General features: G+C 45.0%; 28 protein-coding genes. 18 read left to right on the top strand and 10 right to left on the bottom strand.

The window, feature by feature from the left end; all coding sequences use genetic code 11:
- Positions 1–64: 64 nt before the first annotated feature.
- Both BUB86_RS07910 and BUB86_RS07905 read right to left on the bottom strand, forming a co-directional pair.
- On the bottom strand, positions 65–1,180 hold the full coding sequence (locus BUB86_RS07910; RefSeq protein ID WP_073208014.1) for a DUF418 domain-containing protein: 1,116 nt from the start codon (positions 1,178–1,180) through the stop codon (positions 65–67).
- Positions 1,181–1,309: 129 nt separating this feature from the next.
- Positions 1,310–1,861 carry a LiaF domain-containing protein gene (locus BUB86_RS07905; protein ID WP_073208011.1) on the bottom strand — a complete coding sequence of 184 codons (552 nt, stop codon included), beginning with the start codon at positions 1,859–1,861 and terminating at the stop codon, positions 1,310–1,312.
- Between the two features lie 219 nt (positions 1,862–2,080).
- Between BUB86_RS07905 and BUB86_RS07900 the strand changes: the two genes are divergently transcribed.
- The 16 genes from BUB86_RS07900 to BUB86_RS07830 all read left to right on the top strand — a co-directional run bounded on the left by BUB86_RS07900 (position 2,081) and on the right by BUB86_RS07830 (position 14,800).
- Entirely contained in the window at positions 2,081–2,968 is an 888-nt protein-coding gene (locus BUB86_RS07900) for a LytR/AlgR family response regulator transcription factor (RefSeq protein WP_073208008.1), read from the top strand.
- A gap of 117 nt (positions 2,969–3,085) precedes the next feature.
- Entirely contained in the window at positions 3,086–4,147 is a 1,062-nt protein-coding gene (locus BUB86_RS07895) for a linear amide C-N hydrolase (protein WP_073208004.1), read from the top strand.
- A 26-nt stretch (positions 4,148–4,173) separates the two neighbouring features.
- Positions 4,174–6,189, top strand: a complete 2,016-nt coding sequence (locus tag BUB86_RS07890; RefSeq protein WP_073207998.1) for a M13 family metallopeptidase — start codon at positions 4,174–4,176, stop codon at positions 6,187–6,189.
- A 15-nt stretch (positions 6,190–6,204) separates the two neighbouring features.
- Positions 6,205–6,930 carry a DUF2461 domain-containing protein gene (locus tag BUB86_RS07885; RefSeq protein ID WP_073207995.1) on the top strand — a complete coding sequence of 242 codons (726 nt, stop codon included), beginning with the start codon at positions 6,205–6,207 and terminating at the stop codon, positions 6,928–6,930.
- A 3-nt stretch (positions 6,931–6,933) separates the two neighbouring features.
- Positions 6,934–7,551, top strand: a complete 618-nt coding sequence (locus BUB86_RS07880) for a CatA-like O-acetyltransferase, family 2 (RefSeq protein WP_073207992.1) — start codon at positions 6,934–6,936, stop codon at positions 7,549–7,551.
- 9 nt (positions 7,552–7,560) lie between these two features.
- Positions 7,561–7,821, top strand: a complete 261-nt coding sequence (locus BUB86_RS17190) for a hypothetical protein (RefSeq protein ID WP_139261516.1) — start codon at positions 7,561–7,563, stop codon at positions 7,819–7,821.
- The gene (locus BUB86_RS07875) at positions 7,775–8,293 is read left to right on the top strand and encodes a GNAT family N-acetyltransferase (protein ID WP_254795125.1); all 519 of its coding nucleotides are present in this window, start codon (positions 7,775–7,777) and stop codon (positions 8,291–8,293) included. Before BUB86_RS17190 ends, BUB86_RS07875 begins: the two co-directional genes overlap by 47 nt.
- Positions 8,294–8,912: 619 nt before the next feature.
- On the top strand, positions 8,913–9,155 hold the full coding sequence (locus BUB86_RS07870) for a hypothetical protein (RefSeq protein WP_073207989.1): 243 nt from the start codon (positions 8,913–8,915) through the stop codon (positions 9,153–9,155).
- A gap of 56 nt (positions 9,156–9,211) precedes the next feature.
- Positions 9,212–9,703 carry an RNA polymerase sigma factor gene (locus BUB86_RS07865; RefSeq protein WP_073207986.1) on the top strand — a complete coding sequence of 164 codons (492 nt, stop codon included), beginning with the start codon at positions 9,212–9,214 and terminating at the stop codon, positions 9,701–9,703.
- Positions 9,704–9,714: 11 nt separating this feature from the next.
- On the top strand, positions 9,715–10,323 hold the full coding sequence (locus tag BUB86_RS07860; protein WP_073207982.1) for a hypothetical protein: 609 nt from the start codon (positions 9,715–9,717) through the stop codon (positions 10,321–10,323).
- Positions 10,324–10,511: 188 nt separating this feature from the next.
- Complete coding sequence (locus BUB86_RS07855) at positions 10,512–11,033, top strand: hypothetical protein (protein WP_073208093.1); 522 nt, start codon at positions 10,512–10,514, stop codon at positions 11,031–11,033.
- A gap of 202 nt (positions 11,034–11,235) precedes the next feature.
- Complete coding sequence (locus BUB86_RS18285; RefSeq protein WP_073207979.1) at positions 11,236–11,826, top strand: zinc ribbon domain-containing protein; 591 nt, start codon at positions 11,236–11,238, stop codon at positions 11,824–11,826.
- A 13-nt stretch (positions 11,827–11,839) separates the two neighbouring features.
- Positions 11,840–12,262 (top strand): YjdF family protein, encoded by a 423-nt coding sequence (locus BUB86_RS07845; protein ID WP_410543932.1) that lies wholly within the window; start codon positions 11,840–11,842, stop codon positions 12,260–12,262.
- 11 nt (positions 12,263–12,273) lie between these two features.
- Entirely contained in the window at positions 12,274–12,441 is a 168-nt protein-coding gene (locus BUB86_RS07840) for a hypothetical protein (protein WP_175549441.1), read from the top strand.
- Positions 12,442–12,462: 21 nt separating this feature from the next.
- On the top strand, positions 12,463–13,344 hold the full coding sequence (locus BUB86_RS07835; protein WP_081373154.1) for an alpha/beta fold hydrolase: 882 nt from the start codon (positions 12,463–12,465) through the stop codon (positions 13,342–13,344).
- A 157-nt stretch (positions 13,345–13,501) separates the two neighbouring features.
- On the top strand, positions 13,502–14,800 hold the full coding sequence (locus BUB86_RS07830; RefSeq protein ID WP_073207968.1) for a histidine-type phosphatase: 1,299 nt from the start codon (positions 13,502–13,504) through the stop codon (positions 14,798–14,800).
- 39 nt (positions 14,801–14,839) lie between these two features.
- Here BUB86_RS07830 and BUB86_RS07825 read toward each other — a convergent pair whose 3' ends face one another.
- The 5 genes from BUB86_RS07825 to BUB86_RS07805 all read right to left on the bottom strand — a co-directional run bounded on the left by BUB86_RS07825 (position 14,840) and on the right by BUB86_RS07805 (position 20,919).
- Complete coding sequence (locus tag BUB86_RS07825; protein WP_073207965.1) at positions 14,840–15,649, bottom strand: DUF3108 domain-containing protein; 810 nt, start codon at positions 15,647–15,649, stop codon at positions 14,840–14,842.
- A gap of 2 nt (positions 15,650–15,651) precedes the next feature.
- Positions 15,652–17,601 (bottom strand): Ig-like domain-containing protein, encoded by a 1,950-nt coding sequence (locus BUB86_RS07820; protein WP_073207962.1) that lies wholly within the window; start codon positions 17,599–17,601, stop codon positions 15,652–15,654.
- Positions 17,598–19,091 (bottom strand): GH3 auxin-responsive promoter family protein, encoded by a 1,494-nt coding sequence (locus tag BUB86_RS07815; RefSeq protein WP_073207958.1) that lies wholly within the window; start codon positions 19,089–19,091, stop codon positions 17,598–17,600. The genes BUB86_RS07820 and BUB86_RS07815 overlap by 4 nt, the downstream gene beginning before the upstream one ends.
- A gap of 74 nt (positions 19,092–19,165) precedes the next feature.
- Complete coding sequence (locus tag BUB86_RS07810; protein ID WP_139261515.1) at positions 19,166–20,353, bottom strand: hypothetical protein; 1,188 nt, start codon at positions 20,351–20,353, stop codon at positions 19,166–19,168.
- Positions 20,354–20,373: 20 nt separating this feature from the next.
- On the bottom strand, positions 20,374–20,919 hold the full coding sequence (locus BUB86_RS07805; protein ID WP_073207952.1) for an RNA polymerase sigma factor: 546 nt from the start codon (positions 20,917–20,919) through the stop codon (positions 20,374–20,376).
- A 148-nt stretch (positions 20,920–21,067) separates the two neighbouring features.
- On the opposite strand from BUB86_RS07805, the gene BUB86_RS07800 reads away from it, so the two are divergent.
- Both BUB86_RS07800 and BUB86_RS07795 read left to right on the top strand, forming a co-directional pair.
- The gene (locus BUB86_RS07800; RefSeq protein WP_073207949.1) at positions 21,068–21,520 is read left to right on the top strand and encodes a hypothetical protein; all 453 of its coding nucleotides are present in this window, start codon (positions 21,068–21,070) and stop codon (positions 21,518–21,520) included.
- 20 nt (positions 21,521–21,540) lie between these two features.
- On the top strand, positions 21,541–22,815 hold the full coding sequence (locus tag BUB86_RS07795) for a serpin family protein (protein ID WP_175549440.1): 1,275 nt from the start codon (positions 21,541–21,543) through the stop codon (positions 22,813–22,815).
- Between the two features lie 37 nt (positions 22,816–22,852).
- Here BUB86_RS07795 and rnc read toward each other — a convergent pair whose 3' ends face one another.
- The 3 genes from rnc to BUB86_RS07780 all read right to left on the bottom strand — a co-directional run bounded on the left by rnc (position 22,853) and on the right by BUB86_RS07780 (position 25,414).
- Entirely contained in the window at positions 22,853–23,857 is a 1,005-nt protein-coding gene (gene rnc / locus BUB86_RS07790; RefSeq protein ID WP_073207943.1) for a ribonuclease III, read from the bottom strand.
- Positions 23,847–25,109: a beta-ketoacyl-ACP synthase II gene (gene fabF / locus BUB86_RS07785; protein ID WP_073207940.1), complete on the bottom strand. Its 1,263-nt coding sequence runs from the start codon at positions 25,107–25,109 to the stop codon at positions 23,847–23,849. Before fabF ends, rnc begins: the two co-directional genes overlap by 11 nt.
- Positions 25,110–25,177: 68 nt before the next feature.
- Entirely contained in the window at positions 25,178–25,414 is a 237-nt protein-coding gene (locus tag BUB86_RS07780; RefSeq protein ID WP_013065488.1) for an acyl carrier protein, read from the bottom strand.
- Between the last annotated feature and the right edge of the window lie 207 nt (positions 25,415–25,621).

The raw sequence follows: 25,621 nt of genomic DNA, 5'->3' as shown, positions 1-25,621 counted from the left end.
ATGAATTTTGACTGCAAAGATAATGAAAACAATTCAATTATCTGTTCTTTTTGATTTTTTTAAGTTATATCCAGGTGAGTTTTCGCCATAATCCCTCTAATGGACCACGTGGGTGATTGGCGAACCAAAAACGGGCAAAGCTGTATTGAACGATTACCATAGCGATACCAACCAGCACAGCGTATGTGATACCTAACTTATTATAACAGGCAAGTCCATATCCACAGAAGATAGAACATCCGATGATTGACTGCAACAGATAGTTGGTAAGACTCATACGACCAAATATACACAGATGATGAAGCGCCTTGCGAACGCCATCAAAAGCATACCATGCTGATACGATGGCTGATACTATCATCAAGCAGATAATCAGATTATAAATAGGATTGAGCCAAGAGGCAATCGAGCTATAATCTACAATGCTTAATACTATAACGACGATGGCTGATCTCAACAATATCTTATGCCAAATCTGCAAGTTACGACCTTCGTTGTAAAACAATCTCTGACGACCTAACTGCATGCCAAGAATAAAGAGACAGAGCAACTGAGTGAGTCGTCCGCTAAAAACATTGAATCGCAGATTCACCTCAAAGCCGTATCGCAGGTTGGTAAGAGTATTCTCGAGGAATGTACCATGCTCATGAGCGCTATTGATGATACCAGAAATCTCATAGAATCGTGTGTGATCAATTTCAAAACCTGTCAGCAAACAGAACAACTCTACAGGCTGGATAGCCAGCAGGGCAATGATACACCACACCGCCTTAGATGGCAGATAGCTGATAGGAATGAGCAACAAGCCATAGCATGCATAAAGCATCAGAATATCACCATCGTAGAATGCTACATTCACGACACCAAACAGGAACAAGAGACACATGCGCCATGCAAAACGTCCTGAAAACGAGGATCCCTTTTGCTGCTGGTTATCATTCATTATAAAGAAACTCAGTCCGAATAGCATCGCAAAGATACCATACATCTTACCAGACAGTAGCCAAGCTAGTACATCTGCTACCGTTTGGTCGCTTGGCAGCGAGTGGATGATTGTTTCCTGGGTAAAGATGTTGAAGTGTTCAACCGAGTGATACAAGATGATGCCAGCCACAGCAATACCTCTCAAAGCATCGGCCACATCAATACGGGTGTTAGGCAAATTTCGTGTAATATACATATTTAATTTAGTTTGATTGTGCAAAGATAATAAAATAATTCAAAGCAGCACGCGTCATCGCGACGAATGCTGCAAAATTTTAATTTCATTCTAACTTGATATTAACAAAACTTAAAAAAAGACTCATGTTTAATTCTTGATATCTACGCCTCCAAAGAAGTTGCTGGCCACAACGTGGATACAGGGAGCGTTCTTATCAGAAACGTGTACAGTAGCATTGCCCACGCCTCCGAAAAAGCTTCGACTCTTTACCAATACATTCACATGTGCAGGAACGAACAATTCTATTCCGCCACAGAAAGTATGGATATCTATCTCCTCATCCTCTGTGATGGTTGCTTCGCGCAAATCCATTCTGATACCTCCACAGAAAGCATCCAGACGAGCGCCATGAAATGGCTCACCACGGTATATATATTCATCGCCGCCATAGTGAACACTACAACAGATGCGTTTACCGTCTTCGCCAATAGGCAAGGGGCGCTGCAACCACTGATCAGGATCACGACGATAACTGTTTACAATAATCATTGCACCTAAATATAAAAGTGCAACAGGGGCAACATAACTTGTCCATGGTTGGCGCCACAACCAGTCGTTCTCAATGACACCCCACATGTTAGCCAGTTTCCATGCACCAGCCACAATCAGTAGGATTCCGATAATAGTTCTTACTTTCATTTCTCTTCGAATTTTAAATTGAACTTTCTGGGTGCAAAGATATGGAGTATTATGTAACCATCCAAATATCTGGGATATTCTGTACCGTTATGTGATGAATGGGGTGATAAAATGTAAAAATGTGACGAATGACGTAGAAAAATGACAAATGATATTGGTAATTGATAATTATTTTATATCTTTGCCCGCTGTATGAAACAAGGACGAACAGAAACAATCATGACCAGAATCATTAGTACCACCTTTGTAATAGTGGCACTAGCAGTATTCAAACCCTTCGGACTCGGCGTATGGAAGTGGGAAGCTTACGTACATCTGACAGCTCTGTGGGGCATTGGTTTTGTTACGTGTATGATAACCGAAATGATTGTAAAATACATCGTCCGCAAACCTCGCTCATACGATAAAGGAGTCAGCTATATCATCCGACGTAATTTGTATTTCCAGATTATCAACACGCCATTTGTAGCGTTGAACATCTGTCTGTATCGACACAATGTACTGAACCAATTTGTTGAGGGTAATCAGCTTTCACTCGTTAATTTCCTTGAGACGCTGGCTATCCTTGCTTTCTGTTCATTTGCCATTGGACTCTATTGGCGATTCAAGTTCCGTAGCCGTTATCTGGCAGCAGAACTTGAGGAGACCAGACTGCTGAACGAACAACTGAAGAAATTGCAGGAGAGTCGCATTCCTGTAAAAAAAGAAACAGAGACTACAAAATCTGAGGAGACGAAGACTGCTCAGCAAGAATTACCAGAAACTCTGACACTCGAGGGCTCGACTAACGAGAAGGTTACTCTCGACACATCACACCTATTATATATAGAGGCCGTAGGAAACTATGTAAAGGTATGCCAACTGCGCGACAATGAGGTGCATACAGACATGCTTCGTGCTACGATGAAACAGGTGGAAGACGATCTTCAGGCTTATCCGATGATAGTACGTTGCCATCGTGCCTTCTTGGTAAATCTTGGTCAGGTAGAGCAAATCTCATCCAACTCTCGCGCCATGCAGCTCATTATGCATCACAGCCAAGACGCCATTCCTGTATCACGAAGCAATATAGCACAGGTTAAGGAGGCCATCAACGGGCTAGACTGATACCATTCATCACAATTTTACACTGTTTATCCCTAAAATTTGGAAGTATTCGCAACTATTTATATTTTTGCAACGTCAAACTGTTGTATGTATCTTAAAAAATTAATTTGGTAGACAATGAAGAAGGTATTGAAAATCGTGCTTTTCAGTATTCTGGGGCTAGTTGTAGTCGCAGGTGTATTGATGTGGTTAGAGTTTGGACCATTGGTAAAAGGAGCCATGTCGGCAGAGAAAATCGACGACGGGCTATACTATATGGAGTATAAGGGTGACGACGGTTTCGACGAGTTGATGAAGCAAGGTGGTGCCAAGGATGCCACAGAGATTTCTACCTACATCATCAGCTTCCTATCGAAAGGACATTATAAACCGGAAATAAAACCTGCAAAGACAGACTTTGGCTGTTCAGCGCTTACTGTTACCACACCAGAAGGTGGTGTATTGATGGGGCGCAATTTCGACTTTCCATCTGCTGTAGGTGTGGTTCTTCATACTATTCCAGATAAAGGTTACGAGACAATTACCACTTTCAATGTCGAGTTCTTTGGATTCGGCGATGATTATAAGCCTGAAGGATTTAAAAACCAATATCTGGCACAGGCAAGTTTGTTCTGTGCCCTTGATGGTATCAACGAAAAAGGCTTGGCAATAGCCGACCTGATGGCAGGCGATGAGGTAGAGACTCATCAAAACACAAACAAGCCCAACCTGACTACATCAGCAGCCATCTGCTACCTACTGAAAAATGCAGCCAATGTGGCTGAGGCATTAGAGTTGCTTAAAGGTATCGACATACACTCTGACATTGGTTCTGCCCACCATTATGCGATGGCCGATGCTACTGGTAGAAGCGTGGTGGTAGAATATGTTGACAACAAAATGGTTGTGACAGAATCACCAGAAGTAGCCAACCACTATCTGTGTGAAGAAAAGCTCAATGTGGGATTGAAAGAAGGCGATGACAGATACGACAGACTCTGTCAACGATATGACCAAACAGGTGGTGTAATGAGCGAGCAACAGCTGACTGATGCCATCGCAGATGTATCGCAGCCTGAAAGAAAGGGATTCCTTGGAACAGCTTGGACAATGGTGATGAACTTGAAAAATCCCTCAGTAACCTATTATTCACGTCGCCATTTCGATAAACCTCTCCGATTTGAGTTAACTCGCAAGTAATCGTTTAAACAAACAATAACAACAAGATGAAAAAACTATTTTTCGCCGTTGCTTTGGCCCTTATAAGTGTGGCTGGCTCGGCACAAGGTTTGAAAGCTAACATGGACCCCAGTGTAAAAGCTGGTGACGACTTCTGGCAGTATGCCGTTGGTGGATGGCTGAAGGCTAACCCACTCGACAAGCAGCATGCAGAGAACGGTGCATTTACTGATCTTGAAGAGTTGAACAAGAAGCGCATCAACGAACTTATCATGATGTATGCAGATAAGAAAGATCTGCCTCAGGGTAGCGACGGACAGAAGATTGGCACACTCTATCGCCTTTATATGGATAGCGTAGGCCGCAATAAGATGGGCTACGAGCCTATTCTGCCTTATCTTAAGCAGGTTCGTGCATTGAAAACCCGTGAGGAGTTGCTGAAACTGATGTACGAGTTCGACAGCAAGGGATTCAATACTGCTCCTTTCGGCATGAATTTAAGTCTGAATCCATTCAAGTCGTCAGAGTTTATGATGGGCGTAGGTCATGGTGGAGCATCACTGGCTCAGGAGTATTATGCCGAACCTAACGAGAGTCAGAAGAAGGTAGTAGAAGCCATCAAGAGTCTGAACAAAGACTACCTGAAGATGGTAGGCTACAACGATGCCGATGCCGAGCGCATGATGCAGGCAGAGTGGGCTATCGAACATAAGATTGGTGTGAAGACACTCAACCAGGTTGCAAGGCGTAATCCCATGCTCACCATCCACATCATGACTTGGGAGCAGCTGCTGAAGGACTTTAAGGGTATCGACTGGGTAGCTTATCGCGATGCTATGGACTATCCAAAGGATATCGATACCGTTAACGTAAGTCAGCTAGAGCCTCTGCACGTAGTAGAGGACATTCTGGCCAATACCAGCATAGATGATCTGAAGGCCTATATGGAGTTGCATGTTATTAAAGCATTCTCTGGCTATCTGTCAGATGCCTTTACCGATCGTGCTTTCGAGGCCAACAAAGTCATCTCTGGCGTACAGGAACAGAAACCTCGTTGGAAGCGTGCTGTATCTGAAATCAGTGGAAGTCTGGGCGAGACCGTTGGTAAACTCTATGTTAAGGAGTACTTCCCTGAGAGCAGCAAGCAGCGTGTATATCGCCTGGTTAAAGACCTGCAGCAGGCCTTTGAAGATCGCCTGAAGGAAAACACCTGGATGAGCGAGGAGACCAAAGCCAAGGCAATTGAGAAGCTTCACGCTATGTACATCAACGTGGGCTACCCCGACAAGTGGGAGGATATGGAGAAGTTTGTAGATATCCGCGAGAGCGAGAACCTTATCGAGAACTATATCCGCATCAATCAGGAGGCCACTAAGGCTGTCTTCCGCAAATATTGGCGCAAGCCTGTGGATAAGACCATGATGGCCTGCACACCACAGACTGTTAATGCCTTCTACAACCCCATGTTCAACAGCATCAACTTCCCTGCCGCTATTCTGCAGCCTCCATTCTTTGATCCTGAGGCCGACTACGTTAGCAACTATGGTGCTATCGGCGTAGTGATAGGGCATGAAATGAGTCACGGATTCGATGATCAAGGCTGTCAGTTTGATAAGGATGGTAACCTGAAGAACTGGTGGACTGCCGACGACAAGACTAAATATGATGAGCGTACCAAGGTATTGGCCGATTGGTTCTCAAAGCAGGAAGCAGTGCCTGGTTTGAAGGTGAACGGACAGAAGACACTGGGCGAGAACATTGGTGATAACGGCGGACTGAAGATTGCCTATCGTGCCTACGAGAACCGCATGAAGCAGGAGCCTTTGAAGAAGGTTGAAGGCTTTACCCCTGCCCAGCGCTTCTATCTGGCATACGCTCGTGTTTGGGCCAGCAACTCTACACCAGAGTACATCGCTGATATTGTAAACAGTGATGTTCACTCGCCTAACCGTATCCGTGTGATGGCTGCCCTACCTATGATTGATTCTTGGTACAAAGCCTTTGGCATTAAGAAGGGTGACAAGATGTTTGTGCCTGCTGAACAGCGCGCACATATTTGGTAAAATAACTATTTGACGATGGATCAGAAGAGAATATTGAGTTTCCTGCGCCAGGTGATGGCAAACAATAACCGTGAATGGTTTCAGGAGAATAAGAAAGAATACGAGGCAGTAAGAGCCGAGTTTGAAAAGGGCGTACAGCAGGCTATTGAGCGCATTGTGACGTTCGACCCTGAGATTGCCCACGTGCAGGTAAAGGATTGTACCTATCGCTTCTATCGCGATACTCGATTCTCTCCTGACAAGTCGCCATACAAGAACCACCTCGGCGCCTATATCAATGCCAAAAGCAAGAAGGCGCTTAGAGGTGGATACTATCTGCATTTTGAACCCGATCACTGCATATTGGCTGTGGGCAACTACTGGTTGCCCACCAATATCCTTACCTCGTGCCGTAATGAGATGATGGGTAATACAGCAGAGTGGCTCAAATGCGTAGAGAACGAGGAATTCCAGAAGTACTTTGGTAGCGACGAGGCAAGTAGCTTCAAAGAACCTACCAATATTGACAGTTGGGACCAGCCCCAAGGTTTCGGATTGGCCAAGCTTAAAACCTGCCCAGCAGGATTCCCTAAGGATTGGCCATACGTCAAGTACCTACGACTCAAAGATTACTGCTGTTGGCATGCAGTATCAAACACCTTCTTCGAGAGCGATGATTGGCTCGACGAGATGGAACGCATGTTCCGTGCCGCCAAGCCCATGATGGACATGATGAACTCCGTCATCGACGATTACGAATAAACTATGAAAAAAGAAATTAATCCTCAAGAAAGTATCCGTGCTAATGCATTCAACATGTGGATGTCATCACCCGTGCCAATGGTGACTTTGGTGAAGACGTTTGATGTTACACGCTTGGTAAAAGTCAGTAAGAAGAGTGGTGTGAAGTTTAACGTGCTGATGTGCTGGTGCATAGGCAAGGCAGCCAAGGATATTAAGGAGTTCTACCTATTGCTAGAAAATGGCAAACTATTCCAGTTCGATAGACTTGCCATCAATGTCATCGTGGAGAATAGCAAGGGCGACATCAGCTCATGTGATATTCCTTATTCTGACGACTTGCAGCAGTTCAATAATGATTACCAGAAGCTGACCGCTCAGGCCGCCAGTGAATGTAAGAGCTCTTTCCTTGAAGACTATATGATTATTGGAACATCAACCCTAGTGCATACAGAGATTGACTGTATAGTAAACCAATATAGCGGCAAGTTCAACAATTCATTCTTGGCTTGGGCCAGATATCGCAAGGGTTGGTTTAAGACCACTCTGCCCATATCGCTCCAGTTCCACCATGTTCAGATGGATGGTGGCCATGCAGCCAAGTTCCTTCAGCGTCTGCAAGATGAAATCAACAAGTTGTAAGATAATTAAATGCAACGTCTACATTATCTCGACAATCTGAAGGTTTGTCTGACCGTCTTGTTGATGATAGTTCTGCAGAATGTAGTTGACAGCATCTGGATGGGCGCCTTTGGAAAGTTTCTTTTCATCGGAATCGTCACCACCATCCTTTCCTTCCTCCTGACATGGGTGGTCAGAATGATTCCTGGAGTGAAACGAATATTATATTGTAGAATTAATGATAATGATGGAAACAGAAAGAATACTATTACGCCCTTGGATGGAGAGTGATGCTGAGGCGCTGTTTAAATACGCCAGCGACCCTGAAGTAGGACCTCGTGCCGGATGGCCACCACATCAGTCTGTGGAGGAGAGTTTGGAGATTATTCGAACTGTTTTCAACACAGAAGGGATGTGGGCTGTCATATGGAAAGAGTCTGGTCAGCCCATTGGCTGTGTGGGCTACCTCCCAGCATCCGCATCAAACCTGAAGATAGCCGAAGACCAGGCGGAGGTAGGTTATTGGATAGCCCGCCCGTTTTGGGGCAAAGGCATCTGTACGGAAGCCCTTCAGCTGGTCATCGACTATTGTTTCAATGAAAAGGGTTTCACAGTGCTTTGGGGTGACTACTTTCCTTCAAACCCAGCGTCCGGTCGCGTGATGGAGAAATGCGGATTCGTTGACACAGGCAAGGAAACGCTCTGTCCTAATCTGGAAGTCGGCTCAGACCGCCCTGTAAGAGTAATGCAATTATGCCTATAACCGTTTGCGAACAGATTTCCTTGATTTCTGCTTTGAACACATGATGCGACCATCGAACATCGCGGTCCCAAAGTTCGCATAGAAGCAATGGCTTTATAACATTTCATGATAGTCACTTTTTGTCCAATCTAAGTTATCGCCATATTCCTCACTATCGTACACCGTATTCCTTTTGTTGTTTATACTCAATTATTTTTTCTTTCTCCTTCGTACTATTTTATATTTCCGCACTGTAAACTTATGTTTCTGCACCGAAAACACATGTTTCTGCGCTTAAAACTTGTGTACTCAGACTGGAAACATAAACTTTCTCGTTGCAAAAATACATTCTTTTCTTGATTCCGCAAAATAATTATCATGGTATTATATGTCATCTGTCACAGAATGGTGCAGCGCTCGACCTTTGGTCGCTTTGCTTGCAAAGAATATCCCAAAAGTTTGGTGAAATATGGAGTTATTTGTACTTTTGCAGCGATTTATTTAAAAAGTATATGATGAAAAGATTATTGTTTTCAGCCTTAGCCTTTGTCTGCATGGCGGGCAGGGCACAAGCACAGGAACCACTGGACTCGGTGGATAGATTGTTGGAGTTGAAGGAGGTTGTCATTAGGGGCGACTGATGCGCGATGATAGTGAACTGAAGCGTCTGCGTAGTGAGGACATACGCGATGTAGAGGTGATCAACAATCCAGGTGCCCAATACGATGCCCAGGTCAGAGCCGTGGTACGTATCCGCACTCGAAAGTTGCAAGGCGATGGATTGAGTCTCGACCTGACGCTGGCTAACGAGCGCGACTTGCGTTATGACTTTAATCGTCCACAGGTCAAGGTGGGGGCTAACTATCGTAAAAAAATTAGATAATCTGTAATTATTTCACTTTTTCTGCGACTAATAGGTCAAACGAAAGAGTTAAAACGATGGAAACAAAAGAATTAGAGAAAGAATTCCTGAGCATGATCGAGGAGCAGAAACGTACCATCTACAAGGTGTGTTACATGTATGCCAATGATCAAGACGACCTGAACGACCTGTTTCAGGAAACGGTGCTAAACCTGTGGAAAAGCTTCCCTCGCTATCGTGGCGACAGTTCTCTTAACACTTGGGTGTATCGCATCGCCATGAACACCTGCATCTCGTTCTTGCGTCACTCCAACACTCGCCCACAGACCGTACCTATGACGGCTCAGATAGCAGGCAGTCTGGAGACCGACGAGGAGACAGAAGCAAGGCTCAAGTATCTCTACAACCTCATCAACCAACTGGGGAAATTGGAACGCGCGCTGATCCTCCTCTGGCTTGAAGAGCGTAGCTATCAGGAAATGGCCGATATACTCGGCATCTCTAAGGCTAATGTAGCCGTTAAACTCAATCGTATTAGAGAAAAATTGAAGCAAATGTCTAACAGTTAAATTGTAAGATTATGGAACTTGACGATTTGAAGACCAGTTGGAACGCTCTTGATAAGCGTCTGGCAGAAACAGAAATAGTGAATATGCGTATGGTTAAGGAGATGGTATCTCAGAAAACCAAGTCGGCTTTCAACGGCATCGTGGGGCATAACATCTACAACTTCGTAGTGAGCCTGGTTATCATAGGTTTTGTTTTCCCATACGTCTGGATGCATACCCCAATCTCTACCACATCGTTTGTGATTGTTGAGGCAGTGATGTTCATCGGATTGATTCCTGTTGTAAGGAAACTCATGCTACTGTCTAAGTTCGATGTTGATGGCAAGAACGTAAGCGAACTCAACCGCTTGGTATTGAAATACAAGAAGGCTTGCCACGACGACCCTTACTGGACTATCACAGGTGTAACTCTGGGCTTTGTAGGTTTCTACATCTCTGAGCTTGGTTTCAATACAGCTGTAGACTATGGATTCAACAATCGCGTTTGGGTAGTAGTAGGTCTCACCTTGCTCACCTTTGCTCTAGCTTTTGTTATCGGATTGTGGCAGCGTCGCCGTCACACCCAGCAGATGCAGGAGATAGAACGCGGACTGGAAGAACTGAAGGAATTTGAAGAATAAGGTTTTGTTAATATCAAGTTAGAATGAAACTAAAATGCAGCATTCGTCGTGATGATGCGTGCTGCATTGATTTATCGCCATTCGTCACAGAATGGTACAAAATATCCCAGATGTTTGGTAATATTCGCAACTATCTGTATCTTTGCATCGTCAAAACAATAAAATATAAGAAAGTAAATATAATAAATATGGCCATTACCGAAGAGAGACTTAGACAGACGTTCAGCGAGGGAGGAGCACAGGAGATCTACCAGGAAGTAAAGGCAAGTGGCGATTTCCTTGATTTCGCTCGTCAGTATGCATTCAGTCAGGATTATCGCGTGGCAAGAAGTTCCTTATGGGGACTGACCAAGGCCAGCAAAGAAGAATTGTCGCAGCTACAGGTGATACAAAATGAATTCATCGACCAGGCCATGCAGACAGATAACTCATCCGTTAGGCGACTGTCGCTGAACGTCGTTGAGCGATTGAAGATGTCTGAAGATGATCTGCGAACAGACTTTCTTGATTTCTGCTTTGAGCATATGTTGGACGTCGAGGAGTATCCTGGCATTCAGTCGGTCTGCATGAAACTGGCCTTCCGTATGTGTAGCTTCTACCCAGAACTGATGGACGAACTGAAACGAACCCTCGAGGCGATAGAGATAGACTATTACAAACCCGCCGTGAAATGCGTCAGAAATAGGATTCTGAATGGTAGATTGAAGTAACTCTACTTTTGCAACGTCAGAATAATAGATAATTGTAATGATAATACGAATATGACAGCAGGGCGACGAGGCTTTTTTCAGCTTCCTGAAGGTGTTCCGTATGCAGCATGGAAAAGCTCATGTGTGGTGCATGGAGGACAACTTTAAGCCCAAAGAATATGTCGAGCTGTAAATAAGATAATAAACAATTAATCGAAGAAATATGGAAAAAGAAATAAAATTCTGTCAGAGTTGCGGAATGCCACTGACTAACGAGGTCCTCGGCACGAATGCCGATGGTAGTAAAAGCGAAGAGTATTGCATCTACTGCTATAAAGACGGTGCGTTTACAGGCGACTTTACTATGGAAGAGATGGCGGATTTCTGCGCCCAGTTCGTAGATGAATTCAACAAGAATACAGGACAGAGCCTAACCCGAGAGGAGTACAAACAGCAGCTTCTTAAGTATTTCCCCAACCTGAAGCGTTGGCAACTACCTGCAGACGAACTGCCACATGCTACATCGCCTCTGAAAAAGCAGCTTATCGAGGAAATAAATGCTCTAGGTATCAAGGACATGCCAAAGATTACCAACCTTTTCGTGCTGCAAGGCTCGTTTGTAAATATGTCGTATAAAGTCAATGGCAACTCTGTTAAGTTTCTTGATGACAGCGCCAGCTATTGGGGGACTCAAGTTGAGAAGGGCGATGGCAGATGTTTTGGTATTGCTTGTGACGAGCACTATATCCTTGTTAGCGAATACGGGAAAGATGGCGCAGATGCAAAACTCGTGGTTTTGAAAAATAGAGACTGACAAGTAACTGAGAGTGATTATGACCACTGGTTCGCTGACTGTTCTGTTTGAAGATCCTTTCTGGATTGGACTGTTCGAGATGATCGACCAGCAGGGGCTGCGTGCCTGTAAGGTGACGTTCGGAGCAGAACCAACGGAAAAGGAGGTAATAGAGTTCGTGGATAAGAACTGGCATCGCCTTCAATTCAGTCAGGCTATTGAAGTTTCTGCCGAATCAGAAAGAGCTAAGGTTAATCCTAAGAGACAACTTCGCGAGGCTAAAAAGCAAATGCAATCACAAGGCATCGGAACTAAGTCTCAACAAGCTCTGAAGCTACAACAAGAGCAGAACAAAACCGAGCGGAAACAACACTCAAAGGCTGAACGTGAGGCAGAAAAGCAACGACAGTTCGACCTGCGCCAGGCTAAAAAGAAAGACAAGCATAGAGGACATTAAATTATCAAGGAATGAACGCAATATTATACATACATGGCAAAGGCAGCAGTGCAATGGAAAGTGAGTACTACAAGCCACTATTCCCTGACTGCGAAGTGATAGGCTTGGACTATCAGACGTTCAATCCTTGGGATACAGGGATGGAAATTTACGATGCCGTAAATGGCGTTCTTGGATAATTGGATAAAAGAAAAGAATGTATGAAAAGAACAGTATTATATTTGTTATTCGCGCTGTTGCTGGTAGGATGTGCTAGCCAGCCACAGATACTTAGTGAATTGAAGTCTGAATACATCACTATCGATGACAGTATTCGCGTACATTATAAGATAATGAATAGCCAAGCAGATGCTAAAACCATCTGTTTCGTTCACGGGTTTGGCTGTGACATGAATACATGGGAGAAGCAGTTCGAGGCATTCCGTGATGAGAAAGACCTGCAACTCGTGTTCATCGACCTGCCTGGCTACGGACAGAGCGATAAACCGCACGTAGACTACACGCTCGACTTCTTTGCACATGCCATTGATGAAGTGCTGAAGGCAAACCGTATCCAAGATGCCATCTTTGTTGGTCATAGCCTCGGCACGCCTGTATGCCGTCAGACGCTGATGACGACAGCTCACAAAGGCGCTTTGGTGGATGTCGATGGCGTGTATTGTTTCTATGATGGTACAGAAACGCCTGAATATGTTGAGGCTGTCAATCAATTCGGGCATGCCTTCGATGGCGAGAACTGTCGTGAGGTTATTACAGGCTTTGTATCCTCGTTGGCAGGCAAGGATACGCCTCAGGAGATCAACGACTATGCCATGTCTGTGATGCCCGAGACGCTCCAGTATGTGGCTTCGAGCACGATGCAGCACCTTGTCGAGAAGAAATGGTGGCCCAATACGCAAATCTCTCTGCCTGTAATGGTCATCTGCACGCAGAACAGCGGACTTGATCCTGACAACAAGCAGAAAATGCAGCGTCTCTACCCCAACCTCGACTATACTGAACAGACCACTTGCGGACACTTCATCCACATGGAACAGCCTGATATGTTCAACGAGAAACTGAAGAATTTCTTAAAGTCATGAAATTATGCCCATAACCGAAGAGAGACTCAGACAAACATTCAGCGAGGGAGGCTGACGAATGGCATCTAGTAAAGGCACAAATTATTTTGCTACGAAATAGCTCCGTTTCAAAAAAAAACCTTATCTTTGCACATTATTATCAAAATTCCAGTTAAAAATGAAACGAAAACTATTAATTCTATCCATCGGTTTTTCGATGACTTTGCAGGCTCAGAACGCGCCTGTATTCGAGACTTCAGCTAAAGATGAAATTGCGGCCAACAGATTCTTGGCTGGTAGTAACTATTTGGACTATGATCGCCAGCTAACGGATAAGCCGCTGACACCAGCTCCAAAGAACTATGAACCTTATTATATGAGTCATTACGGCCGTCATGGTTCGCGCTGGCTGATTAGCGATGGCAACTATTCCAGACCCATTGCCACACTAAAGGCTGCTAAGGAACAAGGCAAGCTAACCCCTCTGGGCGAAAAAACACTTGCTACCATCGAAGCCATATATGCCACAGCCAACAAGCGTCTAGGCGACCTGACAACTGTGGGCGAACGTCAGCATCACGGCATTGGTAAGCGCATGACGAAGAACTTTCCAGAGATATTCAAAACGAAGAATCTGAAGATTGATGCGCGTAGCACTACCGTGAATCGCTGCATACTGTCGATGATTGCTGAGTGCGAGGAGTTGGCTGCCGCTAATCCTACTGCCCAGATTCACAACGATGTAAGCGAGTCGTTGCAGTACTATCTGAATCAGCCTTGGGACGGAATAGTAGAAAAGATGGGCAAGAAAGGCGGTAAGGAAGAAAGAGAGTATACCGTAAAATGGACTCACCCAGAGCGACTGATGAAGACACTCTTTAACGACCAGCAGTACGTATATAATAATGTGGGGGCTGGAGCATTGATGCGTCAGCTGTTCCACGTGGCTTGCAATATGCAGAGTCATGATACTGACTTGGAGCTCTTCTCGCTGTTTACCGACGAGGAGGTTTACGACCAGTGGCGCCTTAAGAACGTTGGCTGGTATCTCGATTATGGCGCATCGCCCGTTTCAGGCGGAAAGATGCCTTTCAGTCAGCTAAACTTGCTGAAGAACATCATAGCTACAGCTGATACCGTGACCCAGACTCAAGCCACGCTGCGCTTTGGCCACGAGGTGTGTGTGATGCCTCTGGCATGCCTGCTCGAACTTGACAATTGCGGAATGGCTGTTAACAATCTCGACGAGCTCGACAAATATTGGCGCAACTATCGCATCTTCCCAATGGGATGCAACATCCAGTTGATATTCTATCGTCCTAAAAAAGGTAAGACAGGCGATATCCTAGTAAAGGCTCTGCTGAACGAGCGCGAGGCTTATCTGCCAATCAAAACCACCCAGTGGCCTTACTACAACTGGCAAGACCTGCGTAAGTATTATCTAGACAAGATTGCAGCTTTCGAGGCTGATAAATAAACACAATAAAGCCACAGACAAAATCTGTGGCTTTATTATTTAATTGAGTTTTGAGGTCATAGGACTTCTGATGCCCTTATAGTTCTTCAGATAGGCCTTGGCACTTCCAAACGAGAGGAACATGTCGAGGCGTACTGGTATATGATTCTGATCGTCGGTAATGTAGAAGCGGATAAGCTCATGACTCTTACCATTTTCGCGCTCGTAGAACGACATCACCAGGCAACGGAACTTCTCCTTGGTTCCATTCATCTTGAAGTTTTCTTTACCACGATACTCCAGCCACGAATTTGAAAGGCTACGGGCATCACTAATTGGCATAGCGATAGTTTGCCCCTTCTTGAGCTTAGAAGCATCGAAGTTGCGAGCACGAAGGAAGATAGACATCATATCATAGATACAACTACGATAGGTGCTCGTCTGCCAAAGGTGCTCACCATGAGAGGTGATACGATGTTTCTTGAGCTGACAGTTTCCACCCGGATAACTATACCACAGCTCGTCTACATAGTAACTGCTACCCTCTCTGGCGCCCTTGCGGAAATAGAGTGGCGAGAGGTCGGGATTGCAATACGACAGCAGTGTATCGCGCATGGTGAAATACCTATCAAGTTTGGAATTGCCTCGAGTAATCAGGTAAGACTTCCAGGCATCTTTGCCTTCGAACTTAGCCATCTTGGTGTCCATCTGTGCTACACCAACCTTAACCCATATAAACTGCCAGTTAAAGTAAAGGTCGTATTCCAGACTTTCGCCACTTTTAAAGGCAGTATTATCAATTCCACATTGGGCATTGGCTGTAAGGCTCATGCCCATAGCTATACAGAGAGTTAAAAGTATCTTCTTCATTATTACTTGTTATCTATGTTAATGCCCTTGCCTTTAAGGTATTCAATACCCAGCTGGCGGGCTCGTTCTGCATTTCTGTTCTTAAGTTTCTTGACTGTATCGGGCTTCTGCTTGGTAATCTTTCCAGGCTTTTGCTTGTAGATGGGAGTAGCTGTAACATTCCAGCTCTGGGATACATCCCACTTGGCCTTGCACTCTATCTCACGAGGATAATAATACACAGCCTCGGCTTGGCGACCTTCAGCGTAATCGCCTGTATCCCAAACACCATTACCATTACTATCGATAAAGGCACTGACGTAATACTTGTCAGGCTTTATGTATTTGAATTCGGCCACATGCTTCTTAACCAGAGACTGCTTGACCATCTTGCCAGAGCCATTCAGCAACTGAACCACCATAGCCGAATCTTCAACACCAGCGATGTTTAGTTTCAGCGTGCTATACTCGTCTTCGGACTTAACCTTTATACCTTGCTTATATGCATTAGAAACCTTGCCGTAGATATCGATAAAGGCAGCAGAGTCAATCTCCAGGCTATACTCGATGCCAGGGCGCCATTCAGCTAGAATCTCATAGTTGCGGATTTTGTTGGGCACGGGCACCAATTGACATGAAGACTCGTACCAAACAGAGTCGATCATAGAATACAGATGAACTCCTGCTGTATCGCAATGCTGCAATGGGGTTGGCATCTCTATTCTGGCAATCTTGTCTGGATCCATTGATGATGGAACGTCGTACTTGGGTTCCAAAGGTTTCTCGCGCCAGACAGTATCAACCTCTTCGCCACGCTTTATCTTTTTATCCACTTCCTTGCGCCACTTCTCCAGTTCCTTGTTAAGCTCTTTCTGGCGCTTTTCGAACGGGACCTTTGCCAAGCCTTCGATAGTGTCTGTCATATTTACCAGTACACCAGCAGTATCTGTCATCTGGTAGCTGATTTCCATTCGCAGTGTGTCTTGATTAACCAGCGCTGTATCGCGAAGCCAATAGTGGATGGTATCCTGCTTCTCGTTGGCCTCAACAACAAAGGCATCATCGCTATTAAAGTTCAGCCCCTTGATGACGGGCAGTTCAGGATGCCCGTAAGTAAAATACATCGAGAACTTATTAGCCTCAACACGTTCTGTCTTGATGAGGAAACGATCTGTCTGAACATGTGTGAATGCCAACAGAGTGATGTCATCTGGCAGGAAGTGAGTATAAGGCACCCTTATCAAGCCATCGATATGCAGGGAATCGCGCCAGATGGTATCTGTACGAAAATCAGGCTTTGAACTAGGCTCAAATATCTGTTGATTGAAACCTATCATCTCGCTCTTCTGCGAGAAGCGGAAATCGCCATCGGCATCCTGCAGCGCATAAGCACGATAAGTGCCAGGAGCCACACCTTTAACCACAAAATGTCCGCTACCGTCAGTACGAGAAACTCGGAGCATTGGTTTGGTCTTAAAGGCCGAATCAGCCAGATCGTTATAAAGACCAACCATGATGCCCTTGATAGGTTCGAGATTGCTGGCATCGAGCACATAGCCTGAAACCTCGAAGGTATCAATCTGCTCGCCAGTAGAGAAACTATAGGTATAGCTACCCATGGGATTATTCTCGTTGTTATCGCTGATAGCATCGCTGAAGTCGATGGTATATGTGGTGTTTGCTACCAATGAATCCTGCAACTCAACCACAATCTTCTTTCCTGTTGCCTTAATATCGGGCACTTCGAGTTGTGGTGGAGACACGATGACCTTATTGGTGGCATCGGTAAGCTTAATATACTCATCGAAAAGGATGGTAATCTTCTTGGCTGTAACATTGGTGGCCTGATCTGCTGGTGTACAACCGATAACCTTTGGCGGATCATCATCGTACCATCCGCCATCAGGCTGTCCCATACGGGCGCAACCAACCATAGCCAATGCTATGCAGAAGATATATAGGAGTTTCTTCATGCGTTGAGCTTCAATAATTGTTCTATATGTTCGCGAGAGTTACTCAGGCGAGGCACCTTGTGCTGACCACCCAACTTTCCCTTCAGCTTGAGCCAATCGTTAAACAGGTTCTCTCTTGCCTCAACTATTTCCAGATGCTGCAGAGTGATGTCCTTATAGCGCTTAGCTTCGTAATCACTATTGATTTCCTGCAGATGCTTGTCGAGCAAATCGCTGAACAACTGCAAATCCTGTGGGCGCTTCTTAAACTCGATGAGCCATTGATGGCGGCACTTGGCGTTCTGATCCATAAACACAGGAGCTGCAGTATATTCAGACACTTCTGCTCCTGTCTGTTCGCAAGCGTAAGCCAATCCCTTCTCAGCATTATCCACAATCAGCTCTTCGCCAAAGGCGTTAATGAAATGCTTGGTACGACCAGAAATGATGAACTTATACGGATTGGTTGAGGTGAACTGAACGGTATCGCCAATCTCATAACGCCATAATCCGCAGCTTGTGGTGATGACCATAGCGTAGTTCTTACCCGTTTCTACGCCCCAAAGGGGTACAGGATCGCCACCATCCATAGGAATAAACTCATAGAACACATCGTAATCGAGCATCAAGAGCATCGACTTGTCTGATGGATCGTTCTGGAGTCCGAAGAATCCCTCGCTGGCATTATATGTCTCCATATAGTGCATGTTGGGCGAGGTGATGAGTTGCTCGTACTGCTTGCGATATGGGGTAAAGGCCACACCGCCGTGGAAGAATACCTCTATGTTAGGCCAAACCTCCTCGAGATGCGTCTTACCAGTAATCTCCATCATACGGCTAAGTACTGAGAGCATCCATGATGGCACACCAGAGATGTTGGTGACGTTCTTGTTCATGGCCTCGCGAGCTATGCGGTCTCTCTTGATTTCGAAATCGCTCAGCAATGCCGTCTGCTTCTTAGGTACTCGCACCAGATTGGCCAGTGGATTGATATTCTCAATCAGAATAGCACTCAGATCGCCAACCAACGAATCCTTCAAATTATAGTTTGGTGCATGACTACCACCAAGAATCAATCCTCTGCCATCGAACATTCTCGACTTGGGGTTGTTCTGTAGATACATGGCCACAGCATCGAATCCGCCACGATAGTGAATATTCTTCAAGCCCTCTTTGCTTACAGGTATGAACTTCGACTTATCGTTGGTGGTTCCTGATGATTTGGCATACCATTTCACACGACCTGGCCACAGAACATCTGTTTCGCCATGACGCATGCGGTCGATAGCACCTTTAAGTTCTTCGTAGGTATTAACGGGGTTATGCTTTATGAAGTCATCGTAGCCCTTGATAGATGCAAAGGCATGATTCCTTCCGTATTCCGTATCCTTAGCCTCAGCAATGAGTCGGCCCAGCACAGCCTCTTGCAGAGCTTTGCCTTGATTGAAGTGTTTTTCCAGCTCCCTTTGTCTGGGCTCAAACACTTTTCTTACTATCTTAGTGATACTCATTTTCTTTGATTGCGTAATTTGCCTGCAAAATTACGCAATTCCCTTGTAACGTGGGAATATTTTACGATTTTTTTTCATTTCAGATGTAATCTGACTCCAAACTGCAGCGATGGAGCAAGCGGATGCTCTTTGTAATAATGCTCCAGACTGCTGCCATCATCGAAGTAATAACCCAACGATGGCTCAAGATAAACACCAAAATGACGCGAGAAGTTATACTCTGCACCAGCAGCTGCATTGACTGACAACTGCCAAGGACGAGTATTAATCTCACCCTCAGAAATATTCGCCTTGACACACTTCTCGAGTAAAGTGCTTCCAACCAGATAGATATTGAATTGTTCTGATGCCCACACCTTCCACGAGAGGCCAACTGGAATACCAAGATAACTCAATTGCTGACTGAAGTCGAGATAACTGTATTGTGGATAACTGAACTCTGACTCCATGTAAGTATAACTGATACCACTAAGCAGAGCAAGGCGTTTGTTGAGTTGATACTGCAACGAGATGCCCAAGCGCAATGGGATATGATGCTTAGACTCCACATCAGTATATGTATATGCCTGGGCCAGATCGCAAAAACTGTTTGTATAGTATTTTGCAGGACTGACATCATTGTATAGCGCCTGAACATTCATTGAATTCGCATAACTATTGGCAGCAAGCAATAGTCCGTTAGAGCCAGCAAGTCCGATGGTCCATTTACTTGATTGTTCTGAGTTTGAGGCAGTTGTCGTTGGCTCAACAACATCAGGCAGATAAGTCTTCTTAGTAACTTGCGACTCTGCTGTTGTAGCCTGCAACTCTGAAGCAGTTTCCTGCTTTGGCTCAGTTTTCTCTTCTATAGTGGTTTCTGGCTGCTCTTCAATAACAGTCTGAGGTTCTGTCTCATCAATGGATGCCTGCTTAGTAGCCATAGCCAAGAGTACAGGCTTGGCAGCAGCAACTGGCTTGGCAACAGTCATTGTTGCTACTGGCGTTTCTGGCTCAGTTGGTGTTACAGACTCTGCAGGAGTTGCAGGTTTCTCCGTATTAACGTGCTTATCATAATTTGCCTCCAGCTTTGGTTGTTCTTCATCGAAATTGTAGAAAGCAAAGAAACCAACAAGAGCCAGGACTACAGCTGCAGCAGCCCAATACCATCTGCGAACGATGGCTGGTTTTGCTGCAGGAGCTGGATCGAGGCCCATCTGATTGCTGATGCCCTCCCAGAGTCCTACAGGAGGAGTCATCTGATGCCCCTCAAGCTTCTGTTTCATTTGTTTTGTCCAATCCTCTTTCATCCCTTCCCGCTCGTTAATTCCTTAATTCTTCGTGCAAGCCATTGTTTGGCGTAATAAAGTTGAGAGGCTGATGTGCTCTCCTTGATACCTAGTAGTTCGGCTATTTGCCGATGAGAGTAGTTTTCAAACACATAAAGGTTCAACACCGTTCTGTATCCATCAGGCAATTCGCTAATCAGTTGGTGCAACTCGTCAGGCGAAATCTGCTCTGTGTCAGGGCCTGTGCCGTCTTCCTCTATGTTGTCGGCCATCTGATCCTGTTCCACAAACAGCAGTTTCTTTTTGTTTCTCAAGAACATGAGCGCCTCGTTAGCCACAATCCTTACAAGCCAGCCTTTAAACTGCTTCTCGCCTCGATACTCAAGGGTTGGAATAGATGTGAATATCTTCACAAAACTGTTCTGCAGAACATCCTTGGCATCGTCAGCGTTAGGGATATAACGATAGCAGACCGATGTTAGCTCTCCGACGTACATCTGATAGAGCTGGCTCATCGCCCTTTGGTCTCTCTGCCGTATGCGCTCAACGATTTGACTGACCATCTTTTTGCCTTGTTCTACATTTATAATTCAAAAGTACTTAAATCTTGTATGAGAACAGAAAGTTTTTTGTTTCTTTAACATTATTCCATACAAGAATTGGTCTTTTGCTGCATTATTAGAGCAGAATGAAACCTAAAAGAACTCTAAAATGGAAAAGAAAAATATATTATGGGTATGTGCATTATTGCTGTTATTAGCAGGGTGCAGTTGTGATGATGGCAATTTGGTTATCAATGACAAGAACATCTTGGGCTACTGGGAAAATGAAACTTCTGACTATGGCAGGGGAGGATTATTGTTTACCGCAGATGGCGAAATCAAGTATTGGGGATTCGCCTCAACTGATAGTTACTCACAACTTGCTGATAACGAAGAGTACTCAGAACATCATTGGGGCTATTTCTGGCTTGATGACAATGGAACATTACAAATACAGAATCGTCCGAAAGATTCTAAGCCTAATCCAGATGAACTGTATTACAAAATCGTAAGGGTAACTAAAACTCATTTGGTTATTCGTTCTTTTGGCGGCTTTTGCGGAACTCCGCCTGAAGAAGGAACTGACGTAGTGTACAAGAAAATAGATAAACCTAACAAATAAATAATTGAACAATGAAAAGAATGAGTAAACTATTAGGATTGGCAGTCATTCTGAGTGGCGGACTGCTATCGTGTTCTTCGTCAGAGGATATCGATTTGGGCGAAGCAAAACAAGTGGTTAACATGCTATCTGAATCGGCGCCAATCCAATTGACGCAAGAACAGCAGGTGTTTGCCAACGATAATAACGGCTTTACGCTGAATTTCCTCAAGACGGTGAACGAGGCAGATAAGAGCGGTAAGAGTTTTATCTACTCTCCACTAAGCATCACCTATGTATTAGGCATGGTGAACGATGCTGCGATAGGACAGACAGAACAGGAACTTGAACAAGTGTTGGGTTTCCACCAAGGAGGCATACAGGCTGTCAACGATTATTGCAAGAAGCTGATTGATGGTCTGCCTAAGGTAGATAATAAGGTAACGCTGAACATTGCTAACGCGCTATTTGTCAATAAAAACAGGGCTACATTGAAGGCGCAGTATCAGCAGGATATGAAGCAGTATTATGATGCTCAGGCAGAAAACCTCGACTTCAATTCGCCCTCTACCCTCAGCACTATTAATGGTTGGTGTAACGATCATACTAACGGCATGATTCCCAATATCTTGGACGAGATTGATCCTGCTACAGTAACCTATCTACTCAATGCCATCTACTTTAAGGCAGACTGGGCCTCGAAGTTCGACCAGAAGAACACCAAGGAAGAGACCTTTACCACAGAAAACGGCAAAACAAAATTGCCCCTGATGCATCAGAAAGTGCTTATCAACTATCTTAAGAATGATACATACAGCGCTATCGAAATGCCTTATGGAAATGGCTTTTGGAAGATGACTGTAATGCTGCCAGAAGAAGGCAAAACAACAGATGACATCATCAACTACCTGGCTAAGATAGGCTTGTCAGAGTATTCTTATCCCCACGAAGTTGACCTGAAACTCCCACGCTTTGAGACAGCCTCGGATACAAATACTTTAGACATTGGTCTTATCGGCTTGCTCCAAAAGATGGGTATCAATCTTGTTTTCGATAGCTATTTTGCTGAGATTCCCAATATGTGCGAAAAGGGAGGTGTATATATCTCGATGATGCGCCAGAAGGCAAAGATCAAGGTTAATGAAGAAGGTTCTGAAGCTGCTGCTGTTACCATAGCAGGAACAAAATACACATCTTCTATAGAGCCTGTGGAATATCCCAAGGCTACCTTCCACGCCAATCGCCCATTTGTTTATGTGATTAGAGAAGCTTCATCAGGCGTCATCCTCTTTGTAGGAAAGTTTACTGGAGCATAACATAAAAATTCCCCTCCTACTCAGGAGGGGAATATTTTTAATCCTCAGAGAAAGCTGCAGCCTCGGCTTCAGCAATAATTTCTTCGCGCGACTTCTCCTTGTGCGAAATATCTGAAAGGTCGAATTCCTTATCAGTAAAATCTATTGTTGGAACCTTATTCTCGTTTTCCTCAATTTTGGTATCAGCAGCTGTCTCCTGCTCAATAATGAAATTCTGCTCCTGCTCCGTATTAGGAACAGCCATAGCAGGTTCTTCTTCCATCTGGGTGCGGGCTGTCTTTGCAGCAAATACAGCATCTACAAACTGTGGTTCACGCTTCAGTCGCTGCAACGTTTCCTTCGATGCCTTCTGCTGAGCCTCTTTCTTAGAATAGCCAGAACCACTCTCGCCACTAACACCTTCGATCAATACCATATAGGTGAAAACGGGACTACCGTTTTCATCCTTCTTCTGCTTTGTGAGCTTATACTCCAAACGTACACGATTCTTCTGGCTCCACTCAAGCAACTTCGACTTGAAGTTCACCTCCTTGAATGCCACCTTATCTATATCGATGTACTTGCCCAGCACCTGCTTCTCGAAGAACCAGAGGCAAGCCTCGTAACCACGATCCAGATAGATGGCACCAACCAACGCCTCGAAGGCATTACCCTCTACATAACTATTGTGCGAAGTTGAATGACCTGCTGATATCAGCAGATTGCTCAATCGCATCTCTGTGGCCAACTTTCCAAGCGTTTCGCGGCTTACGAGTTTCGATCGTGTATTGGTCAGGAATCCTTCGCGCTTACCCTCATAATGACGATAAACGATATAACCTACAGCAGCGTCGAGTATGGCATCACCAAGAAACTCAAGTCGCTCATTATTAAGCGGTTTGCCCTTGTCGTTGCGCTTACGGATGCTCTTATGCATCAGCGCCATCTTGTAATACTCGATGTTGCGGGGGTAGAATCCCAGTATCTCATAAAGAGAAGAAAAAAGCTCCTTCTCCTTGCGGAAAGGGAGCTTTATTCTATCAATGATGTTATTAAGCTTCATACTTCTTGAATACTACACAAGCATTGTGACCGCCAAAGCCGAAGGTATTGCTGAGACCAGCACGTACCACACGCTTCTGAGCCTTGTTGAATGTGAAGTTCAGGTTGTAATCAATCTCAGGATCCTCATCGCCCTCCTCGTGGTTGATGGTTGGAGGAATGATATCGTTCTTAACAGCCAGAACGGTAGCCATTGCCTCAACAGCACCAGCAGCACCCAGCAGGTGACCAGTCATTGACTTGGTAGAAGAGATGTTGAGCTTGAAGGCAGCATCGCCGAATACCTCCTTGATGGCCTTAGCCTCAGAGATATCACCAACGTGGGTAGATGTACCATGAACGTTGATGTAGTCGATGTCCTCTGGCTTCATGCCAGCATCCTCGAGTGCATTCTGCATAACGAGCTTAGCACCCAGACCCTCAGGATGAGAAGCTGTGATGTGGTGAGCATCAGCGCTCATACCAGCACCAACCATCTCAGCATAGATCTTAGCGCCACGAGCCTTAGCGTGCTCGAGCTCCTCAAGAATCAGGCAGCCAGAACCCTCAGCCATGATGAATCCATCGCGGCTTGCGCTGAATGGACGGCTTGCCTTCTCTGGCTCGTCGTTACGAGTAGAGAGAGCGTGCATGGCATTGAAACCACCTACACCAGTAGCGCAGATAGCAGCCTCGGCACCACCAGCAACGATTGCGTTAGCCTTGCCCAAACGAATCAGGTTGAAGGCGTCGGCCAGAGCGTTTGATGAAGATGCGCAAGCAGAAGCTGTGATATAGTTGGGGCCATGGAAGCCATACATAATAGAAATCTGACCAGCAGCGATATCAGCGATCATCTTTGGGATGAAGAACGGATTGAACTTAGGACCATCGGCCTCGTGAACACCATAGTACTTCACCTCGTCCTCGAAGGTCTTAATTCCACCAATACCTACTCCGTATACCACGCCGATACGGTTCTTGTCTTCTGTCTCCAGATCCATGCCGCTATCCTCAACGGCCTGCTTAGCAGCAATCAGGGCCAGCTGTGTGTAGCGGTCCATCTTACGTGCCTCTTTGCGATCCAGAAAATCGTTCACGTTGAGGTTCTTGACCTCACAAGCGAACTTGGTTTTGAAATTTGTTGTATCGAAACTTGTAATAGGTGCTGCGCCACTTACTCCGTTGAGCAGGTTATTCCACATCTCATCGGGAGTGTTGCCCACTGGCGTCACTGCGCCAAGCCCTGTTACAACTACTCTTTTTAATTCCATAAGCTTAATTTAAAGCATAATGGTTGCTTCGTATGTTTTTGAAGCAACCATTATGTTGGTGAACAAATTTATTTTGCGTTCTCCTCGATGTAAGCGATAGCGTCGCCAACAGTACCAATCTTCTCAGCCTTATCGTCGGGAATAGAAATACCAAACTCCTTCTCGAACTCCATGATCAGCTCAACGGTATCCAGTGAGTCTGCACCCAGGTCGTTTGTGAAGCTAGCCTCTGCCTTTACTTCAGCCTCATCTACACCGAGTTTGTCTACGATAATTGCCTTTACTTTGCTTTCAATTTCTGACATAATTGTAATACTTTAATTTGTTAATAATGATGTTGCTATCTTGAAATTTTTCCGGCATTTCGCCGAAATCGGGTGCAAAGTAACACATTTTCTTTCATTTATGCAAATATTTTTAAGAAAAACTTACTTTAGATTGCACATAATAGTGCCATATGTGCAAAAAAATGCCGTTTTAAGGTGTTATGTTTGCTATAAAAATACAAAATA

The sequence above is a fragment of the Xylanibacter ruminicola genome, from assembly GCF_900142525.1.
Classification (GTDB): domain Bacteria; phylum Bacteroidota; class Bacteroidia; order Bacteroidales; family Bacteroidaceae; genus Prevotella; species Prevotella ruminicola_A.
Note: the sequence above shows the minus strand (reverse complement) of the source record. Positions and strands in the feature narration are given on the sequence as shown.

What these genes read in the sequence shown, in the direction of transcription:
- BUB86_RS07910 (WP_073208014.1), bottom strand. Translation starts at nt 1,180, where the DNA reads ATGTATATTACACGAAATTTGCCTAACACCCGTATTGATGTGGCCGAT.
- BUB86_RS07905 (WP_073208011.1), bottom strand. Translation starts at nt 1,861, where the DNA reads ATGAAAGTAAGAACTATTATCGGAATCCTACTGATTGTGGCTGGTGCA.
- BUB86_RS07900 (WP_073208008.1), top strand. Translation starts at nt 2,081, where the DNA reads ATGACCAGAATCATTAGTACCACCTTTGTAATAGTGGCACTAGCAGTA.
- BUB86_RS07895 (WP_073208004.1), top strand. Translation starts at nt 3,086, where the DNA reads ATGAAGAAGGTATTGAAAATCGTGCTTTTCAGTATTCTGGGGCTAGTT.
- BUB86_RS07890 (WP_073207998.1), top strand. Translation starts at nt 4,174, where the DNA reads ATGAAAAAACTATTTTTCGCCGTTGCTTTGGCCCTTATAAGTGTGGCT.
- BUB86_RS07885 (WP_073207995.1), top strand. Translation starts at nt 6,205, where the DNA reads ATGGATCAGAAGAGAATATTGAGTTTCCTGCGCCAGGTGATGGCAAAC.
- BUB86_RS07880 (WP_073207992.1), top strand. Translation starts at nt 6,934, where the DNA reads ATGAAAAAAGAAATTAATCCTCAAGAAAGTATCCGTGCTAATGCATTC.
- BUB86_RS17190 (WP_139261516.1), top strand. Translation starts at nt 7,561, where the DNA reads ATGCAACGTCTACATTATCTCGACAATCTGAAGGTTTGTCTGACCGTC.
- BUB86_RS07875 (WP_254795125.1), top strand. Translation starts at nt 7,775, where the DNA reads ATGATGGAAACAGAAAGAATACTATTACGCCCTTGGATGGAGAGTGAT.
- BUB86_RS07870 (WP_073207989.1), top strand. Translation starts at nt 8,913, where the DNA reads ATGCGCGATGATAGTGAACTGAAGCGTCTGCGTAGTGAGGACATACGC.
- BUB86_RS07865 (WP_073207986.1), top strand. Translation starts at nt 9,212, where the DNA reads ATGGAAACAAAAGAATTAGAGAAAGAATTCCTGAGCATGATCGAGGAG.
- BUB86_RS07860 (WP_073207982.1), top strand. Translation starts at nt 9,715, where the DNA reads ATGGAACTTGACGATTTGAAGACCAGTTGGAACGCTCTTGATAAGCGT.
- BUB86_RS07855 (WP_073208093.1), top strand. Translation starts at nt 10,512, where the DNA reads ATGGCCATTACCGAAGAGAGACTTAGACAGACGTTCAGCGAGGGAGGA.
- BUB86_RS18285 (WP_073207979.1), top strand. Translation starts at nt 11,236, where the DNA reads ATGGAAAAAGAAATAAAATTCTGTCAGAGTTGCGGAATGCCACTGACT.
- BUB86_RS07840 (WP_175549441.1), top strand. Translation starts at nt 12,274, where the DNA reads ATGAACGCAATATTATACATACATGGCAAAGGCAGCAGTGCAATGGAA.
- BUB86_RS07835 (WP_081373154.1), top strand. Translation starts at nt 12,463, where the DNA reads ATGAAAAGAACAGTATTATATTTGTTATTCGCGCTGTTGCTGGTAGGA.
- BUB86_RS07830 (WP_073207968.1), top strand. Translation starts at nt 13,502, where the DNA reads ATGAAACGAAAACTATTAATTCTATCCATCGGTTTTTCGATGACTTTG.
- BUB86_RS07825 (WP_073207965.1), bottom strand. Translation starts at nt 15,649, where the DNA reads ATGAAGAAGATACTTTTAACTCTCTGTATAGCTATGGGCATGAGCCTT.
- BUB86_RS07820 (WP_073207962.1), bottom strand. Translation starts at nt 17,601, where the DNA reads ATGAAGAAACTCCTATATATCTTCTGCATAGCATTGGCTATGGTTGGT.
- BUB86_RS07815 (WP_073207958.1), bottom strand. Translation starts at nt 19,091, where the DNA reads ATGAGTATCACTAAGATAGTAAGAAAAGTGTTTGAGCCCAGACAAAGG.
- BUB86_RS07810 (WP_139261515.1), bottom strand. Translation starts at nt 20,353, where the DNA reads ATGAAACAGAAGCTTGAGGGGCATCAGATGACTCCTCCTGTAGGACTC.
- BUB86_RS07805 (WP_073207952.1), bottom strand. Translation starts at nt 20,919, where the DNA reads ATGGTCAGTCAAATCGTTGAGCGCATACGGCAGAGAGACCAAAGGGCG.
- BUB86_RS07800 (WP_073207949.1), top strand. Translation starts at nt 21,068, where the DNA reads ATGGAAAAGAAAAATATATTATGGGTATGTGCATTATTGCTGTTATTA.
- BUB86_RS07795 (WP_175549440.1), top strand. Translation starts at nt 21,541, where the DNA reads ATGAGTAAACTATTAGGATTGGCAGTCATTCTGAGTGGCGGACTGCTA.
- rnc (WP_073207943.1), bottom strand. Translation starts at nt 23,857, where the DNA reads ATGAAGCTTAATAACATCATTGATAGAATAAAGCTCCCTTTCCGCAAG.
- fabF (WP_073207940.1), bottom strand. Translation starts at nt 25,109, where the DNA reads ATGGAATTAAAAAGAGTAGTTGTAACAGGGCTTGGCGCAGTGACGCCA.
- BUB86_RS07780 (WP_013065488.1), bottom strand. Translation starts at nt 25,414, where the DNA reads ATGTCAGAAATTGAAAGCAAAGTAAAGGCAATTATCGTAGACAAACTC.